This is a genomic window from Streptomyces cucumeris, from assembly GCF_024295805.1.
Taxonomy (GTDB): Bacteria; Actinomycetota; Actinomycetes; order Streptomycetales; family Streptomycetaceae; genus Streptomyces; species Streptomyces cucumeris.
Genome location: NZ_JANCLX010000026.1, coordinates 1 through 18557, shown reverse-complemented (window position 1 = coordinate 18557; position 18557 = coordinate 1). Strand labels below are relative to the sequence as shown.

The 18557-nt window shown below is 73.0% G+C and carries 12 protein-coding genes; 10 read left to right on the top strand and 2 right to left on the bottom strand.

The annotated features are described in order from the left end of the window. The first annotated feature begins 100 nt into the window (after positions 1-100). Together NMK44_RS29870 and NMK44_RS29865 are read left to right on the top strand one after the other, a co-directional pair. Positions 101-4054, top strand: coding sequence for a glycosyltransferase family 2 protein (locus NMK44_RS29870; RefSeq protein WP_254748911.1), 3954 nt, complete (start codon positions 101-103; stop codon positions 4052-4054). Beyond that, positions 4051-5640 (top strand): DUF5719 family protein, encoded by a 1590-nt coding sequence (locus NMK44_RS29865; RefSeq protein ID WP_254748909.1) that lies wholly within the window; start codon positions 4051-4053, stop codon positions 5638-5640. Before NMK44_RS29870 ends, NMK44_RS29865 begins: the two co-directional genes overlap by 4 nt. A gap of 13 nt (positions 5641-5653) precedes the next feature. On the opposite strand, the gene NMK44_RS29860 is transcribed toward NMK44_RS29865, so the two are convergent. Then, entirely contained in the window at positions 5654-6124 is a 471-nt protein-coding gene (locus NMK44_RS29860) for a metallopeptidase family protein (protein WP_254748907.1), read from the bottom strand. 272 nt (positions 6125-6396) lie between these two features. Here NMK44_RS29860 and NMK44_RS29855 point away from each other — a divergent pair, with 272 nt between their 5' ends. The 6 genes from NMK44_RS29855 to NMK44_RS29830 all read left to right on the top strand — a co-directional run bounded on the left by NMK44_RS29855 (position 6397) and on the right by NMK44_RS29830 (position 12583). After that, positions 6397-6852, top strand: a complete 456-nt coding sequence (locus NMK44_RS29855; protein ID WP_254748905.1) for a DUF3499 domain-containing protein — start codon at positions 6397-6399, stop codon at positions 6850-6852. 185 nt (positions 6853-7037) lie between these two features. Further along, positions 7038-8396 carry a phosphomannomutase/phosphoglucomutase gene (locus NMK44_RS29850; RefSeq protein ID WP_254748903.1) on the top strand — a complete coding sequence of 453 codons (1359 nt, stop codon included), beginning with the start codon at positions 7038-7040 and terminating at the stop codon, positions 8394-8396. A 252-nt stretch (positions 8397-8648) separates the two neighbouring features. Further along, entirely contained in the window at positions 8649-8831 is a 183-nt protein-coding gene (locus tag NMK44_RS29845) for a Trm112 family protein (RefSeq protein WP_254748901.1), read from the top strand. A 107-nt stretch (positions 8832-8938) separates the two neighbouring features. Continuing rightward, positions 8939-10270 (top strand): SIS domain-containing protein, encoded by a 1332-nt coding sequence (locus tag NMK44_RS29840; RefSeq protein WP_254748899.1) that lies wholly within the window; start codon positions 8939-8941, stop codon positions 10268-10270. 90 nt (positions 10271-10360) lie between these two features. Further along, complete coding sequence (gene manA, locus NMK44_RS29835; RefSeq protein ID WP_254748897.1) at positions 10361-11572, top strand: mannose-6-phosphate isomerase, class I; 1212 nt, start codon at positions 10361-10363, stop codon at positions 11570-11572. A gap of 93 nt (positions 11573-11665) precedes the next feature. Next, a complete protein-coding gene (locus NMK44_RS29830; RefSeq protein WP_254748895.1) occupies positions 11666-12583 on the top strand; it encodes a cation diffusion facilitator family transporter in 918 nt (305 codons plus the stop codon). A gap of 52 nt (positions 12584-12635) precedes the next feature. Here the strand turns inward: NMK44_RS29830 and NMK44_RS42925 are convergent, their stop codons facing one another. Continuing rightward, a complete protein-coding gene (locus tag NMK44_RS42925) occupies positions 12636-15365 on the bottom strand; it encodes a fructose-specific PTS transporter subunit EIIC (protein WP_254748893.1) in 2730 nt (909 codons plus the stop codon). A 402-nt stretch (positions 15366-15767) separates the two neighbouring features. Between NMK44_RS42925 and ahcY the strand changes: the two genes are divergently transcribed. Both ahcY and NMK44_RS29815 read left to right on the top strand, forming a co-directional pair. Further along, positions 15768-17225 (top strand): adenosylhomocysteinase, encoded by a 1458-nt coding sequence (gene ahcY, locus NMK44_RS29820; protein WP_254748891.1) that lies wholly within the window; start codon positions 15768-15770, stop codon positions 17223-17225. Between the two features lie 137 nt (positions 17226-17362). Beyond that, complete coding sequence (locus tag NMK44_RS29815) at positions 17363-17980, top strand: hypothetical protein (protein WP_254748889.1); 618 nt, start codon at positions 17363-17365, stop codon at positions 17978-17980. The last annotated feature ends 577 nt before the right edge of the window (positions 17981-18557 follow it).

Below are 18557 nucleotides of genomic sequence, written 5' to 3'. Positions count from 1 at the left end.
CGTACGCAGCCGTTAGTGTGGGGGCCCGTCCGAGACGCGCCAACCTCCCCACGGGACGCGCGCGTCCACCGCAGTCCAGCGAACCGGGGCCCGTACCTCGATGTCCGTGCACAGCCATCCGGCGGCCCAATACCCGGCCGCCACCGCCGCGCCCGCTTCCGCCGAGGCACCGGCGTACCCGCGTCATGTCGTCACCGCCGTACTGGTCGCCCACGACGGCGCCCGCTGGCTGCCCGACGCGCTGTCCGGTCTGCTCGGGCAGGAGCGCCCGGTGCAGAACGTCGTCGCCGCCGACACCGGCAGCGCCGACGACTCCGCCCGGCTGCTCACCGAGGCCCTCGGCGAGGAGCGGGTGCTGCACCTCGCACGCCGCAGCGGTTTTGGCACGGCCGTCGCCGAGGCGGTCCGCACCGCCCCGGCGCTCGGCCCCGGGGAATTGGCGTACCTCAAGCGCCCCAGCGGCTGGGATCCGGTCAACCGCGCCTGGCGGGACGACGCCTACGACATGCCGGAGCTGCCGCACGGCGAGCCCGTGCAGTGGCTCTGGCTGCTGCACGACGACTGCGCCCCGGCCCCCGACGCGCTGGCCGAGCTGCTGAGGGTCGCCGACGCCGAGCTGACCGCCAATCGGCAGCCCGCGATCATCGGCCCCAAGCTGCGCGGCTGGTACGACCGCAGGCAGTTGCTCGAAGTCGGCGTCAGCATCGCCCGCAGCGGCCGCCGCTGGACCGGTCTTGAGCGCCGCGAACAGGACCAGGGCCAGCACGACCAGGTGCGCCCGGTGCTGTCGGTGTCGAGCGCGGGCATGCTGGTGCGCCGCGACGTGTGGGAGCGGCTCGGCGGCTTCGACCCCAAGCTGCCCCTGATGCGGGACGACGTCGACCTGTGCTGGCGCGCCCACGAGGCCGGGCACCAGGTGCTGGTGGCGCCGGACGCGGTGCTGCGCCACGCCGAGGCGTCCTCGCGCGAGCGGCGGCCCATCGACTGCGTGGGCCGGTCGGTGGCCAACCCGCACCGCGTCGACAAGGCCGGGGCCGTCTACACCCTGCTGGTCAACACCCGCGGCGCGCTGCTGCCGTATGTGATGCTGCGGCTGCTGCTCGGCACCCTGCTGCGCACCCTGGCCTATCTGGTGGGCAAGGTGCCGGGGCAGGCGCTGGACGAGGTCGCCGGTCTCTTCGGCACCCTGCTGCGGCCGGAGCGGATCCTCGCCGCGCGCAAGCGCAGGGGCCGCGCCACGCTGGACAAGGGCGAACTGCGGCCGCTGTTCCCGCCGCCCGGCGCCACCGTACGGGCCACCGTGGAACAGGTCGCCAGCAATGTCGGCGGACGTGCGGAGCCCGAACTGTCCTCCGGCGGACGGCACGGCGCCGTCGAGTCCGGACCGGGCGACGACGACGCGGACTTCCTGGAGGTCGAGCAGTTCGCCCGGCTCAAGCGGATCGCCCGCAAACCGGGGCCGATGCTCTTCGTGGTGCTGCTGGTGGTCTCGCTGGTCGCCTGCCGGGACCTGTTCGGCGGCGGTGCCCTGTCGGGCGGCGGACTGCTCCCGGCGCCCGACCGGGTCTCCGACCTCTGGGGCGCCTACGCGGACGGCTGGCATCCGGTCGGCACCGGCGGCACCCAGACCGCCCCGCCCTATCTCGCGGCGCTGGCCGCGCTGGCGACGCTCTTCCTGGGCTCCACCGGTTTCACCCTGACCCTGCTGCTGGTGTGCTCGGTGCCGCTGGCCGGGTTCATCGCGTACTTCGCCTCCCGGCCGCTGGTCGAGTCCCGGCTGCTGCGCGCCTGGGGCAGCGTCGCGTACGCCTTCCTCCCGGCCGCCACGGGCGCGCTGGCCGGGGGCCGGCTGGGCACCGCCGTCCTGGCCGTCCTGCTGCCGCTGATGGCGCGGGCCGCCGCGGCGGCCGCCGGACTCCGGGCGGGCGGCACCGGCGGGCGGCCGCCGGGCTGGCGTGCGGCGTGGGCCTACGCGCTGCTGCTCACCTTCACCATGGCGTTCACCCCGGTCGTCTGGCCGATCGCGCTGGTCCTGGGCATCGGTGTACTCGTGCTGCGCGCCCTGACCAGCCGTGAGCTGCTGCCGGCGTACGGACTGCGGTTCCTGGCCGTGCTGGGCACCCCGCTGCTGGTGCTCGCGCCCTGGTCGCTCGGGCTCCTCACCGACCCCGGCCGCTTCTTCCAGGAGGCCGGGCTCGACGCGGATGGCGGCTCCGCCTCCGCCCTGGACCTGCTCTCGCTCAGCCCCGGCGGCCCGGGCGGCGGCAGTCTGCTGCTGATCGGCTTCGTGCTGGCCGCGCTGGCCGCCGTGATGCGCGGTGAGCGGCAGCTCGTGGTGGGGGCGGCCTGGGCCGTGGCGCTCACCGGCTTCCTCTTCGCGGCCCTGGCCAACGGCTCGGCCTGGGCCGGTCCCGCGACCCTCGTCTACGGTCTGGCGCTGCTGACCGCGGCCGTGGTCGGCGCCGAGGGCGCGCGGGAGCGCGTCGCGGCGCAGAACTTCGGCTGGCGCCAGCCGGTGGCCCTGCTCATCGCCGTCGCCTCGGCCGCCGCCCCGCTGTATGCCGCCGTCGTCTGGATGACGGGCGGCGCGGACGGTCCGGTCGGACGGCACAACCCCTCACAGGTCCCGGCGTTCGTGGCGGCCGAGAGTGCCACCAAGGACCAGGCCCGCACGCTGGTGCTCAGCGGCCGCGGCGGTGCGGCCCGCGCCGACTACGTCCTGGTGCGCGGCTCCGGCGCCCGGCTCGGCGACGCGGAACTCGCCGCGGAGGGCGGCCGCGACACCCGGCTCGACAGTGTGGTGGCCCATCTGATCGCGGGCTCCGGCGCCGACCAGACCCGTCAGCTCGGCGGCTACGCGGTGCGTTACGTCTACGTCCAGAAGGGCGCCCCGGACGGGATGACGCGGGTGCTGAACGCGACCCCGGGCCTCACCCAGCTCAGCAAGGCGGACGGCGGTGTGCTGTGGCGGGTCGACCAGCGGGTCTCGCGGGTCGCCATCGTCCCGGCGGGGTCGCCCAAGGGCGCGTCGGCGGCGCCCGGTTCGGCGGGCGCGCCGGTGCACGTCGCGTCGGGGCCCGTCGAGGCGCACACCACGGTGCCCGACGGCACGGCCGGACGGGTGCTGCGGATCGCCGACAAGGCCGCGCCGGACTGGCGGGCCACACTGGACGGCCGCCCGCTGAAGGCGAAGACCGTCGACGGCTGGGCGCAGGGCTTCGAACTCCCCGCGAACGGCGGCCGGCTGGACCTCACCTATGACGCGCCGATGACCCACAGCGCATGGGTCTGGGCACAGGGCCTGCTGGCCGTGGTGCTGGTGGTGCTCGCACTGCCGGGGCGCCGCCGCCGGGTCGACGACGACCTCCCGGAGGCGGACGGCACCGCGGCCGCCCCGGCCGTCACCGCCGAGGACCTGGCGGGCGACGGGCGCCGGGCGCGGCGGCTGCGGGCCGCCGCCGAGGCGCAGGCCGCGCAGCAGGCACCGGCGGACGCGGACGGGCGGTCCGGACCCGAGGACGGGGCCGTGGACGGGCCCGTGCCGGGGGAGGGCGTGACCATCCCGGCGCAGCCGCCCGCGCCTCCGGCCGCCCCGCCGCCCGCCACCGGTCCGTACGACGGTGCGCAGCCCCCGGCGGCCGACCCCTACGCGGTGCCGCAGCAGCAGGGCTACGGACAGCAGTGGGACGGCGGGCCGTACGCGGAGCCGGGGTACGGCACGTACCCGGAGGGCACGCCGTACCAGGGCGACCCGTACCAGCAGGGCGGTGAGTACCAGCAGGGCGGCGGCTACCCGGGCGATCCGTACCAGGGCGGCTACCAGGGGACCGGCTATCCGGCCGGGTACCAGGAGGGCGCTCCGTACCCCGAGGGCGCCGCCTACCCCGAGGGCCAGTACCCGGCCGATCCGTACGCGGGCGGCCCGTACGCCGATCCGTACGGCTACGACCAGCAGCAGCCCTACGGCGACGGGACGTACCCCCAGCAGGGCGACACGACGTACGACGGCGCCGGGCCCGAGGACCGCCGCGACGGGAGCGATCAGCAGCGATGAACCGCACCACCCTGTCCCTGATCGGCGCCGCCACCGCGCTGGCCGCCGTCACCGGCGTCGCCACGCTCACCGGCGGCTCCCCGGACGGCGCCGACGGCTCGGCCAAGGCGGCCGGCCGGATGCCCGTCGAGCGCTCCACCCTGCTGTGCCCGACGCCCACCTCCTCGGAGGTGGCCGGCACCACCTACACCGCGTTCACCCCGCGGCGGAGCGGTACGGCCGCGGCGGGCGGCGGGGAAGGGGCGGCCGCACTGCTGCCCGCCCAGGGCCCGTCCGACGACGTGACCGGCCCGGGCGCCGGGGACGACGGCGGCAAGGACCGCGAGGGCGGCAAGGACGGCAAGGGCGAGCGGCGGAGTGCGGCGCGGGGTGACGACACCCCGGTGCTGCCGCTGAAGCAGCCCGGCAAACCGGTCACCACCGACACCGACCGCTCCGATGCCCCAGCCCTCATCGGCACCGCCGACGGCCGCTTCGCCCCCGGCTGGACCGTCCAGCAGACCACCACGATCGCGGCGGGCAGCGGACGCGGGATCATGGGCACCGCGTGTACGGCGCCCGACACCGACTTCTGGTTCCCCGGTGCCAGCACCGCCCGCGGCCGCCAGGACTTCGTCCACCTGACCAACCCGGACGAGACCGCGGCCGAGGTGGACCTCAAGCTCTACGGCGTACGCGGTCGGCTCAAGCCGTCGACCGACGAGTCGATCACCGTGCCGCCCCGCGCCACCGTGCCGGTGCTCCTCTCCACCCTCACCGACCAGCGGGCCGCCGATGTCTCGCTGCGCGTGACCTCCCGCACCGGACGGGTCGGCGCCGCCGTGCAGTCGGCCGACGAGAAGACCGGCGGCGACTGGATCCCGGCCTCCGCGGAGCCCGCCGCCGACGTGGCGCTCCCCGGTGTCCCGGCCGACGCGACCTCGGTCCGCCTGGTCGTCTTCGCGCCCGGTTCCGATGACGCGGATCTGAAGGTGCGGCTGGCCGGGCGCACCGGTTCGATCACCCCTGCCGGACATGAGTCCCTGCACGTCAAGAGCGGGATGACGGCGGCGATCGACCTCGGCGACGTGACCAAGGGCGAACCGGGCTCCCTGCTGCTCACCCCCGAGGGCGGCGAGGGCCGGGCCACCCCGGTGGTCGCCGGACTGCGGGTCACCCGCGGCAAGGGGAGCGCCCAGGAGTCGGCGTTCATCCCGGCCACGGCCCGGATCGACCGGACCGCCACCGCGGCGGACAACCGCGCCAAGGGTTCGACGCTCTCCCTGGTGGCGCCCGGCGCCACCGCGCGGGTGCGGGTGACCGCGTCGGCGGCGAGCGGCGGCGGCACCCCGGTGAGCAAGACGTACACGGTCAAGGGCGGCACCAGCACCACCGTCACCCCGCCCCGCCCGGCCTCGGGCAAGGGCGGCTACGCGGTGACGGTCGAGCGGCTCTCGGGCGGTGCGGTGCACGCCTCCCGGATGCTGGCGCTGCCGCAGGACGGCGTGCCGATGTTCACGATCCAGGGGATGCCGGACGACGGCGGGACCGTGGTGGTCCCCGACGCCCGGCAGGACCTGTCGGTGCTGAACGACGGCAGGAAGTGACCGGCGGGCGGGGCTACTCCTGCCCGTACCGCGGATCCACCGACTCCGGGGCCAGCCCCAGCAGCTCCGCGACCTGCTCCACGACGACCTCGTGGACCAGCAGCGCCCGCTCGTCCCGGTTCTTGGCCCGGATCTCGACCGGACGGCGGTAGATCACGATCCGGTCCGGCGCGTCCCCGCGGGCGGCGATGAAGCGTCCGAGCGGAACGGACTCCTCGTCCCATCCGTCCGGGCCGCCGGAGCCGGTTCCGCCGCCGTTGCCCGAGGTGGGTACGTCCAGCACGGTGAAGTCCACGCCCGAAAGCTGCGGCCAGCGTCTCTCCAGCCGCTCGGCCGAGTCCTGCACCAGATCGACGAAGGATTCGGCGCGGCTGACCGAAAGCGGCACCTGGGGCGGCGCGATCGGACCGCGCATACCCCGACCGTGCCGATCGCGGCGGCGTGGGCGCGGCTCGGACTGGTGGGGTGGTACGGACCTGGTCATCACTCCTGAGGGTAGCCGCCGCGGGGCGGGCGGCATGCGCTTCCCGGACAGCCTTGGCGCATGTCGCCAAATGAGCATTCCGGCCATGGTTGCGTCCAGAAACGGACGTCTCTTGATTCGCTTCCTTGGCTCAGACTGACCCCTCTCCCTGCGTGTGCTGACCGGAATCAGCGGCGGCGGCTCCCGCTCCGCCGGAAGGAGCCGCTGGTCAGCCAGTAAGTTCACGTATGGGGTGCACGGGGCGAACTAGGACGACACGGCGGAGTGAGCTGGTGGAGAGTCGTCGCGGCCCGCTCAAGAGTGCGGTACCGTCCAACGTCGTGAGCCCTGTACGTCGCTGTTCGCGCACCGCCTGCGGCCGCCCCGCCGTCGCGACGCTGACGTACGTCTACGCGGACTCGACCGCGGTCCTGGGGCCGCTGGCCACCTACGCCGAACCCCACTGCTACGACCTCTGTTCCGAGCACTCGGAGCGGCTCACCGCGCCCCGCGGCTGGGAGGTCGTCCGGCTCGCCGTCGACACCGGCCCGGCCCGGCCCAGCAGCGATGACCTCGAAGCCCTGGCCAACGCGGTGCGTGAGGCCGCCCGGCCGCATGAGCGCGCCGCGGGCGCGGGCGGCGGCTCCGGACCGTCCGGGGGCGGCGGCGGACAGAGCGGCCGCGACGGCGATCCGCGCGAGGTGCCGCGCCGGGGCCATCTGCGGGTGCTGCGCTCACCCGACTCCTGACCCGTCCGCTCCGCGCCGGCCCGCCCCGGCGTTCCCGGATGCGAAGCCCGACGAGGCGTCAGTCCGTTCCCGCCCTCCGCCGTGTGCCGCGCCGCACGATCGGCCTCATGGTGGCCGCGGGAGTCCTCCGGGTAGGTTCTGAGGTCCGTGGAGACCTCCAAACAGACCTCGAGAAGGGGTTGGCTGTGCCCGACTTGTCGCAGATCGTGAAGGCGTATGACGTGCGCGGTGTGGTCCCGGACCAGTGGGACGAACCGCTCGCCGAACTCTTCGGCGCGGCGTTCGCCCGGGTGACCGAGGCGAACGCGATCGTCACCGGCCATGACATGCGCCCCTCCTCGCCCGGTCTGTCGCGGGCCTTCGCCCGCGGCGCCGCCTCCCTCGGCGTGGACGTCACCGAGATCGGGCTCTGCTCGACCGACGAGCTGTACTTCGCCAGCGGCCATCTCGGCCTGCCCGGCGCGATGTTCACCGCCAGTCACAATCCCGCGCAGTACAACGGCATCAAGATGTGCCGCGCGGGCGCCGCTCCGGTCGGCCAGGACACCGGCCTCGCCGAGATCCGCTCGCTGGTCGAGGGATGGGCCGCGAACGGCGCGCCCGAGCCCGCCGCCCGGCCCGGCACCATCACCCAGCAGGACGTGCTGGCCGACTACGCCGCCCATCTGCGTTCGCTGGTCGACCTCACCGCCATCCGGCCGCTGAAGGTCGTCGTGGACGCGGGCAACGGCATGGGCGGCCACACCGTCCCCACCGTCTTCGACGGTCTCCCGCTCGACCTGGACGCCCTCTACTTCGAGCTGGACGGCACCTTCCCGCACCACGAGGCCAACCCCCTCGACCCCAAGAACATCGTCGACCTCCAGGCCCGGGTCCGGGAGACCGGCGCCGACATCGGCCTCGCCTTCGATGGCGACGCCGACCGCTGCTTCGTGGTCGACGAGCGCGGCGAGCCGGTGTCGCCCTCGGCCATCACCGCCCTGGTCGCCGCCCGCGAGCTGGCCAAGCACCCGGGCGGAACGATCATCCACAACTGCATCACCTCGTGGTCGGTCCCCGAGGTCGTCAAGGAGAACGGCGGCACCCCCGTCCGCACCCGGGTGGGCCACTCCTTCATCAAGGCCGAAATGGCCCGCAGCGGTGCGATCTTCGGCGGTGAGCACTCCGCGCACTACTACTTCCGCGACTTCTGGAACGCCGATACCGGCATGCTCGCCGCGCTGCATGTGCTGGCCGCGCTCGGCGGCCAGGACGGACCGCTGTCCGAACTGGTCGAGAGTTACGACCGCTACGCCGCCTCCGGCGAGATCAACAGCACCGTCGCCGACCAGACCGCGCGCGCCGAGGCGGTCAGGGCCGCGTACGAGGGCCGCGAGGGCGTCACCCTCGACGAGCTGGACGGGCTGACGGTCACCGCCGCCGACTGGTGGTTCAACCTCCGCCCCTCCAACACCGAGCCCCTGCTGCGGCTCAACGTCGAGGCCCGCGACACCGAGACCGCCGACCGCGTCCGCGACGAGGTCCTCGCCCTGGTCCGCGCCTGACCCTCCCCGGGGCCCGCCCCTGGCGCCCGGTCCGGGGGCTCGGCGGCGTCCCGCCGGCCCCGCCGCCATCGGCCGGAGTCCGCACCCGGTGCGGCCCGGCCGACGGGGCGCCGGCCCCGTACCGCGCGGACGGTCGGCCGTGGTGTCCGTCCGGTTCCGGCGGGGCGGCCGTCCCCGCCGGGGGGCCGCCCGGCGGTACCCTGACCACGCCGGAGTCGTATCCGGCCGGACCCACACCCGAAGGGACATCCCATGCCGCTCGAAGCCGGTCTCCTGGAGATCCTCGCCTGCCCGGCGTGCCACGCCCCGCTGCGTGAGGAACAGATCCCGGAGAACCCCGAGCTGGTGTGCACGGGCGAGGGCTGCGCGCTCGCGTACCCGGTCCGGGACGGCATCCCCGTGCTGCTCGTCGACGAGGCACGCCGCCCCGCCTGACGGCAGGCCCCGGCGGCGCCCCGACCGCGCCGCAGTCAGCCCAGTCCCGTCACGCCCGCGGTCCCCTCGGTACCGCCCCGCCACCGGCGATCGGAGGCCGAAGCACCATGCTCGACGAATCCCTCCTCGACGCCCCGGAGGCCCTCGCACGGGCCGACACCCGGGGACTGCTCCGCGCAGCCGCCGAATCCGGGGCGCGGGTCCGTACCGCCGCCCGGCACGCCGCCGAGGCAGGGGTGGGGGATCTCAAACCGGACGGCAGACCGCGCACGGTCCTGGTCGCGGGGCCCGGGGCGGCCGGGAGTTGCACCGCCGACCTGCTCGGCGCGCTCAGCGGCGGCAACTGCCCGGTGAGTCTGATCGCCCCCACCGGGGTCGCGCCCGCGCCGGGTGCGCTGCGCTGGACCCTGCCCGGCTGGGCGGGCCCGCTGGACCTGCTGGTGATCGCGACCCCCGACGGTACGGAACCGGGGCTGCCGCGGCTGGTGGAGCAGGCGTACCGGCGGGGCTGCGCGCTCGTCTCCGTCGCACCGGGCCACTCACCGCTGGCGGACGCGGTCGCGCAGGCGCGCGGTCTTATGGTGCCGCTGGCCGCAAGTTCCAACTCCTCGGCCCCGTACACCACCAACCCGTACGCCACCGGCCCGTCCACCACAAGTCCGTACGCCGGCGACGAGGGCGGGGACGCCCCGCAGCCCCCGCGGCCGGAGGGCGCGCCGCCCGAGGGCGCCATCGGTGAGCCCCCGCCGCACGACACCACCGCCGTCCCGCAGCACCAGCACACCGAACCGCCGGGCACCGCACCCGACGAGGTGACCGGCCCGGCCCTGCCCGGCACGCTCTGGGCGCTGCTCACCCCGCTGCTGGTGCTCGTGGACCGGATCGGCCTGGTGTCCGCGCCGCCCGCGGCGCTCCAGCAGGTCGCCGACCGGCTCGACAAGGTCGCCGAGCGCTGCGGCCCGGCGATCGCCACCTACACCAACCCGGCCAAGACGCTCGCGGCCGAGCTGGCCGGTGCGCTGCCGCTGCTGTGGGCCGAGGGCCCGCTCGCGGCCGCGACCGGACGGCGCTTCGCCGGGCTGATCGCGGCGCTCGCCGGGCGGCCCGCGCTGGTCTCCGAGCTGCCGGGGGCGCTGGCCGCCCACGGCACGCTGCTGGCCGGGTCGTTCGCGGGCGGCGCCGACCCCGATGACTTCTTCCGCGACCGGGTCGAGGAGCCCGAGGCGCTGCGGGCCCGGATCGTGCTGCTCCACGAGGAGCCGGTGAACCAGGTCTCGGCCGTGCCGAACGCCCGGGAGCTGGCGCTCGCCCATGACACGGCGTTCAGCGAGCTCGAACCGGCCGAGGGCAGCAGCCTGCTGGAGAGCGCTGCTGAGCTTCTCGCCATCACGGATTTCGCCGCCGTTTACCTCGCGCTCGCTTCCGCCGACAGATCATGAGGCCGTAACGCGCGAACGGGTCGTCGCCCGCCGTCCGGCACCGTCCCGTCCGCCACCGGATCCCTTCGCAGCAGTCAGGAACGACACCACATGGACCGCCTCGTCAACACCGTGCGCCCCTACGCGTGGGGCTCCACCACCGCCATCCCCGAGCTGCTGGGGGTCGCGCCGACCGGTGAGCCGCAGGCCGAGCTGTGGATGGGGGCGCACCCGGGGGCGCCGTCCCGGGTCGACCGGGGCACGGGCGCGGTCGCGCTCTCGGAGGTGATCGCGGCCGATCCGGAGGGCGAGCTGGGCGCCGCCGCCGTGGGCCGCTTCGGACCGCGGCTGCCGTTCCTGCTGAAGGTGCTCGCCTCCGCCTCCCCGCTCTCCCTCCAGGTGCACCCGGATCCGACACAGGCGGGGGAGGGGTTCGCGGCCGAGGAGGAACGCGGCGTTCCGGTCGACGCCCCGCACCGCAACTACAAGGACACCAACCACAAGCCCGAATTGATATGCGCACTGACGCCGTTCGACGGGATGTGCGGCTTCCGGGACCCGGACGAGACCGCCGGACTGCTGGCCGCGCTGGAGGTCGACTCCCTCAAGCCGTATGTCGACATCCTGCACGCCCACCCGGAGTCGCACGCGCTGCGCGAGGTGCTCACCGCCGTGCTGACCGCCGACCCGGAGGCGATGACGGAGACCGTGCACCAGGCCGCCCTCGCGGCGGAACGGCTCAGCGCGCTCGACGGCCCGCACGCCCCGGCGTACGCGGCGTACGCCTCGCTGGCCCGCCACTTCCCGGGCGACCCCGGTGTGATCGCGTCGATGCTGCTCAACTTCGTCCGGCTCCAGCCGGGCGAGGCGCTCTACCTCGGCGCGGGGGTGCCGCACGCCTATCTCGACGGGATGGGCGTCGAGATCATGGCCAACTCCGACAATGTGCTGCGCTGCGGTCTGACCCCCAAGCACGTCGACGTCCCGGAGCTGCTGCGGGTGGTCCGCTTCGAGAGCGCGGCCCCCGCCGTACTGCGCCCGGAGGCCGACGCGTCCGGTGAGGAGCTGTACGCGACGCCGATCGACGAGTTCCGGCTGTCGCGCTATGTGCTCGCACAGGGCGCCGAGCCGCTCGCGCTGTCCGCCGCCACTCCGCAGGTCCTGCTGTGCGTCTCGGGAGCGGTCACCCTGCGCGGCGGGGCGGAGGGCGACACGGACGGCGAACTGCGCCTGGCGCGCGGGGAGTCGGCGTTCGTCCGCGCGGGCGAACGGATCGCACTGACCGGTGAGGGGACTGTGTTCCGGGCCACACTGGTCGCCTGAGGTACCGCTCGCGTGAACGGCTGGAACAATGGCCCGCCGACGCAGTAAAGCACGGGCAAAACTGCCTTCAGGCGGAAGGGACATCCAGCACATATGAGTGCATCTGGCGGAACCAAGGCGATCGTTGCCGCGCTGGGCGCAAACCTGGCCATCGCCGCAGCAAAGTTCGTGGCGTTCGCCTTCAGCGGCTCGTCGTCGATGCTCGCCGAAGGCGTGCACTCGCTGGCCGACTCGGGCAACCAGGGACTGCTGCTGCTCGGCGGCAAGAAGGCCAAGCGCGAGGCCACCCCCGAGCACCCCTTCGGCTTCGGCCGAGAGCGCTACATCTACGGCTTCCTCGTCTCCATCGTGCTGTTCACCATCGGTGGTGTCTTCGCGCTGTACGAGGGCTACGAGAAGATCAAGCACCCGCATGACCTGGAGAACTGGTACTGGCCGGTCGGGGTGCTGGTGTTCGCGATCATCGCGGAGAGCTTCTCGTTCCGCACGGCCATCAAGGAGTCCAACGAGGTCCGCGGCAAGCTCACCTGGTCGCAGTTCGTCCGCCGGGCCAAGGCGCCCGAGCTGCCCGTCGTCCTCCTGGAGGACCTCGGTGCGCTGGTCGGTCTGTTCCTCGCGCTCGGCGGCGTCGGGCTCACGCTGGCGACCGGCGACAGCGTCTGGGACGGCATCGGCACCATGTGCATCGGTGTCCTGCTCGTCGTCATCGCCCTGGTGCTCGCGGCCGAGACCAAGTCACTGCTGCTCGGCGAGGCGGCCGACGCCGACCAGGTCGCGAAGATCCGCGAGGCGCTGGTCGACGGGGAGACCGTCACCAGCCTGATCCACATGCGGACGCTCCACCTCGGCCCCGAGGAGCTGCTCGTCGCCGCCAAGATCGCGGTGCAGCACGACGACACGGCGGCGGAGGTGGCCCGGGCCATCGACGCGGCCGAGGCACGGATCCGCGAGGCGGTGCCCATCGCCCGGGTGATCTACCTGGAGCCGGACATCCTCCGCACCTCCGCCTGACCGTCCCGACGGCCTTCCGGACCACACCGGTCCGGAAGGCCGTTCGCGTCTTCTACTGGATCTCGCCCAGGACCTCCAGGATCGACGGCTTGTCCGGGGCGGTGAGCAGCCGCTCGCGGAACTCCGGGGACATCAGCTTCCGCGACAGCAGGGCCAGGATCCGCAGGTGCTCATCGCCCGCGGCGGCCTCCGGCACCGCGATCATGAAGATCAGCCGGGCCTTGGTGCCGTCCGGAGCACCCCATTCCACGCCCTCCTCGGACCGGGCGAACCCGACGAGCGGAGCGGTGACCGCGTCCGTCTTGGCATGCGGGATCGCGATCTCCTCACCGAGTCCGGTGGTGCCCTGCTCCTCACGGGCGAGCGCCGCCGTGACCAGCCCGTCCGCGTCGGTGACCTGGCCGGTGCCGGTGAGCAGGGCCGCCATCGCGCGGATGGCGGCGTCCTTGCCGCCGGCGGTCAGCCGCTCGGCGACCGTCCGCTCGGTGAGGTAGCCGGACAACACCGACCCGCCGCCGGAACCCCCCTCGGTCGCAGCCACGGGACCGCCCGCGGCATCGACACCGCCCGCTGTCCGGCCCGCGCCGCCGGAGCCGACGTGGCCGGCGGCCGTAGCCGCCGCAGCGCTTCCAGCGGCGGTGCTGCCTCTCACGGTCGCGGCCTCGGCAGTGCCGCTGACCGGTGTCCGGCCCGTGCCGCCGGAGTCGGTGCGGCCGTCCGCCTGGGAGCCCGCCCCGGTACCACCCGCGCCCGCGGCCTTGGCAACGCCGCTGTCCGGTGTCCCTCCGATGCCACTGGTGCTGCTGGGGCCCGCCTGACCGGCCTCGACTGCAGCCTCGGAAGCGCCCTCGGCGCCGGAACCACTCCCGGCCGCGGTCTCGGCAGCCTCGCCGCCCGCTGTCGGGCCCTCGCGGTCGGCGTCCGGCTCGGCCTTGGATCCGGGCCCGCCTTCGATCCCGGTCCCGGCCCCGGTCCGGGCCGGGACGCCAGCCTCCGGGCGCGCCTGTGGGCCGCCTTCCGCCTCGTCGTCGGCCCCTGCGTCGGCCTGGCCTACGAGCCCGGCCACGGCTGTGCGTTCGGCCTCGGGCCGAACCCCCGGCTCAGCCTCGGGCGAAGCCGTTGGGGTGGGCACGACGGCAGCCTTCTTACCGGCCGCGGCGGATGCGGCCGTACCACCCGTACCACCCGTACCGCCTCCGGCGCCTCCGGCGGCCCCGGCCAGGACCGGCTCGGGCGTCGGCGCGGGAACGCGGGCGCCCGCCGGGGCCGGCGACACCGCGCCGCTGCCACCGCCATCCCGGCCCAGGGACATCAGCGCGATCGTCCCCAGCCCGGTGACCGCCGTCCCGACGATCACGGCGACGAAGAACATCGCCACACCGTCGACCGCACCCAGCACCGCCACGATCGGCCCGCCGTGCGGCACGTTGTCCTCGACGGACGCCAGTCCCGCTATGGCACCGGCGACCGCGCCGCCGAGCATGTTCGCCGGGATGACCCGGGCCGGACGCGCCGCCGCGAACGGGATCGCCCCCTCGGTGATCCCGAAGAAGCCCATGAACAGCGCCGCGAGCCCGGTCTCCCGCTCCTGGTCGTCGAACATCCGCCGACGGATCAGCGTGGCCAGGCCCTGACCCAGCGGCGGCACCGGAATAGCCGCCGCACACATGCCCATGACCTCGGGGTTCTTGGAAACCAGCCCGGCGCCGAAGAGGAACGCCGTCTTGTTGACCGGCCCGCCCATATCGAACGCGATCATCAGTCCGAGGATGATCCCGAGCAGCGCCGCGCTGGTGCCGGTCAGCCCGCCCAGCCAGTCGGTGAGGTGCTCGAAGACCCAGGCGATCGGTTCGCCGAGCACATAGATGAAGAAGAGCCCGAGCGCCGTGGTCGCCACGATCGGGATCACGATGATCGGCATGATCGGCTGAACGAACTTGGGGACCTTGACCTTCTTGATCCACCGCACCAGATAACCGGCGAGGAAACCGGTGACGATCGCCCCGATGAACCCGGCGCCCGCCTCGCTGTCGTACAGCTCGCCGTGGGCGGCGATCCAGCCGCCCACCATGCCCGGCACCAGCGCGGGCCGGTCGGCGATCGCGTAGGCGATATAGCCGGACAGGATCGGGATCATCAGCTGGAAGCCGATGACGCCGATGTCGTTGACCGACTTCCAGAAGGAGTCGTCGGGGATGACGATCCCCTTGGACGTCGTGTCACCGCCCAGCGCGAGCGAGACCGCGATCAGCAGTCCGCCGACCACGACGAACGGGATCATGTACGAGACGCCGTTCATGAGCGCCTTATAGGTGACGCCGCGCCCCTTGCCGCCGGGGTCACCGGGCGCCCGGCCCGCCGCTCCGGACGTCCCGTTGCCGTCACCGTCACCGTCACCGTCACCGTTGCCGTCGCCCTCGCCCCGGTGGACCGGCGCGCTGCGCACCCGCTCGATCAGCCGCTCCGGATGGTGGATGCCCTCGGCGACCCCGACGACCAGCACCCGCTTACCCACGAACCGGCTGCGGTCGACGTCCTTGTCGGCGGCGATGATGATGCCGTCCGCCCCTCTGACATCGTTGTCAGACAGTACGTTCTCGGCCCCGATGGATCCCTGGGTCTCCACCTTCATGCTGTGGCCGAGCGACTCCGCGGTCCGGGCCAGCTTCTCGGCGGCCATATAGGTGTGGGCGATGCCCGTCGGACAGGCGGTCACCGCGAGCAGCTTGAGCCCCGGGCCTCTGGCCCCGGCACCGCTCGGGGGTTCGGCTGTACTGGTCACGTCGTTCTCCTTACGGCGTTCGAGCGGGCGCGGGAATGTGCAAGCGTCCCCGTGCTCGCGGCATCCTGCAATAGATGTGGACGGGAGCAAAGGGGCCGGTCACCCGGCCGGGTACACCGCACCCCCCGGATCCGCGGCCGAAGAACGCCCGTGCGGGCTGGGGCTCACCGCGCTGATCGGTGTAGATTCGTGACCGAGCCAGACGTCGCTGCTGATGGCGGTCGGGCGGTCCGTTCCGCGGACCGGCCGAGGGAGAGAGGGCCTCCGACGGACTGCGCAATGCGAATCCAGGGGACAGGTATGTCCGGCCTCGTGATGCCGGCACCCCCTGTCCATCGACTCGCATGCCCAGCCGAAAACTCTCGCTCGCAACCGATCGACTTCCGATGAGGAGCAGCAACCATGACGACAGCCGTATCCGGTCAGGACTTCAAGGTCGCCGACCTGTCCCTGGCCGCCTTCGGCCGCAAGGAGATCACCCTCGCCGAGCACGAGATGCCCGGTCTGATGGCGATCCGCGAGGAGTACGCCGCCTCGCAGCCGCTGGCGGGCGCGCGGATCACCGGCTCGCTGCACATGACCGTGCAGACGGCGGTCCTGATCGAGACCCTGGTCTCGCTCGGCGCCGAGGTCCGGTGGGCCTCCTGCAACATCTTCTCGACCCAGGACCACGCGGCCGCCGCCATCGCCGTCGGCCCGAACGGCACCCCGGAGAACCCGCAGGGCATCCCGGTCTTCGCCTGGAAGGGCGAGACGCTGGAGGAGTACTGGTGGTGCACCGAGCAGGCGCTGACCTGGCCGGGCACCCCCACCGGCGGCCCGAACATGATCCTGGACGACGGCGGTGACGCCACCCTCCTGGTGCACAAGGGCGTCGAGTACGAGAAGGCCGGTGCCGCCCCGGACGTCTCCACCGCGGAGAACGAGGAGCACCGGGTCATCCTCGAGCTGCTCAACCGCACCATCGCCGAGGCCCCGCAGAAGTGGACCCAGCTCGCCTCCGAGATCCGCGGTGTCACCGAGGAGACCACCACCGGTGTCCACCGCCTCTACGAGATGCAGCGTGACGGTTCGCTGCTCTTCCCGGCGATCAACGTCAACGACGCGGTGACCAAGTCGAAGTTCGACAACAAGTACGGCTGCCGCCACTCCCTGATCGACGGCATCAACCGCGCCACCGACGTCCTGATCGGCGGCAAGGTCGCGGTCGTCTTCGGCTACGGCGATGTGGGCAAGGGCTGCGCCGAGTCGCTGCGCGGCCAGGGCGCCCGGGTGATCATCACCGAGATCGACCCGATCTGCGCGCTCCAGGCGGCGATGGACGGCTACCAGGTCGCCACCCTCGAGGACGTGGTGGAGACGGCCGACATCTTCATCACCACGACCGGCAACAAGGACATCATCCTGGCCTCCGACATGGCCCGGATGAAGCACCAAGCGATCGTCGGGAACATCGGCCACTTCGACAACGAGATCGACATGGCCGGTCTCGCCGCGCTCCCGGGCGTCGTCAAGGACGAGGTCAAGCCGCAGGTCCACACCTGGACCTTCCCCGAGGGCAAGACCATCATCGTGCTGTCCGAAGGCCGGCTGCTGAACCTGGGCAACGCCACGGGCCACCCGTCGTTCGTGATGTCCAACTCCTTCGCGAACCAGACGATCGCCCAGATCGAGCTGTTCACGAAGCCGGAGTCGTACCCGACCGACGTCTACGTGCTGCCCAAGCACCTGGACGAGAAGGTGGCCCGGCTGCACCTGGACGCCCTCGGCGTCAAGCTCACCACGCTCCGCCCGGAGCAGGCGTCGTACATCGGCGTCCCGGTCGAGGGCCCGTACAAGCCGGACCACTACCGCTACTGATCCGCCCGCGCCGGTCCGCATCCGCACAGCGGTGCGGACCGGTCACCGGCCCCCGCCTCCGCGGCGGGGGCCACAGGGCCCGCCCGGCGTCCCCGTGGCGACCGGGCGGCGGCCCGCGTTCCGCCAAGGACCACACCATGCCCCGCGGCCGCTACTCCCTCCACGATCCGCACGACGGCACGCCCCTCGGTGAGGAGCACTTCCAGTGCGCACCGGGCCCCAGCGGCTGGCGCTACGTCGCCCAGCGCACCGCGCCCTCGGGTGATCACGCCGGATCCGTGGACCTCACCCTCGACGAGCTGGGCCGCCCGCTCCGGCTGGAGCTGCACGCCTCGAGCTGGCAGGTGCGGGGCGCCGCACTGGACGGGGTGACCTGGGTCCGGATGGACCCGACCGGAGAGCACGCCACCGAGGGCAATGTCGCCGCCCACGGTTTCACCGGCGCCTCCCCGGCCTTCCTTGTCGCGGTCGCCCGGCTGCTGCGGCTCGTACCCGGGGCTCCGGCGACCCGCGTGCGGCTGGTCGCCCTGACCGATCCGGTGCTCGCCCCGCGCACACTCGACCAGTCCTGGGCGCTCACCGGCCGGACCGAGCACACCACCGACACCGGCCTGCTGGCCGTGGACGAGTACCAGGTCGCCGAGGTGGACACCGGGGAACAGCACACGATCCACCTCGCGGGAGACGTGGTGCTGTCCGCCCCCGGTATCGAGCTGGAGGAGCTGGAGAGCCCGCCGTCCAGCTTCGCGGCCTGACGACGCTGCCTGACCCGGGAGAAGCGGGGTGGCACGGGGCTCCGGCCCATGGGCCAGCGGATGTGCATCCACCCCCGCTGAACTGCTACGGTGTGCATCTCCCCGAAACCTGTTGACACAGGTGGCATGGGGAGGTAGATTTTAACGGTTGCGAAGAGCAGGGTATGCTCGTCAGCAGCCGTTGGCATCTCAATCGTCCGTCCATGATATCCATGAATGGAATTCCGGCGGACACTTTTGACCCCGTGGGTAACGCAAGAGCCGATTAGGTCGGCCCGAGCGAGTCTGCTAAAGTCAAAACACGCCGAAAGGCAGCCGAAAGGCAAAGGCCCTCCAACGGCCACTGGAAACGGAATTCGGACCGGAAACGGAACGGAAAACGGATCTGGTAAGGTTGGAAACACGAAAGACCGAAGGGAAAAGCCCGGAGGAGCCGGTGAAACGGTTCCAAAGGAAGCGTCCGTTCCTTGAGAACTCAACAGCGTGCCAAAAGTCAACGCCAGATATGTTGATACCCCGTCCGCATCATCACGATGTGGTCGAGGTTCCTTTGAAGAAACACACACAGCGAGGACGC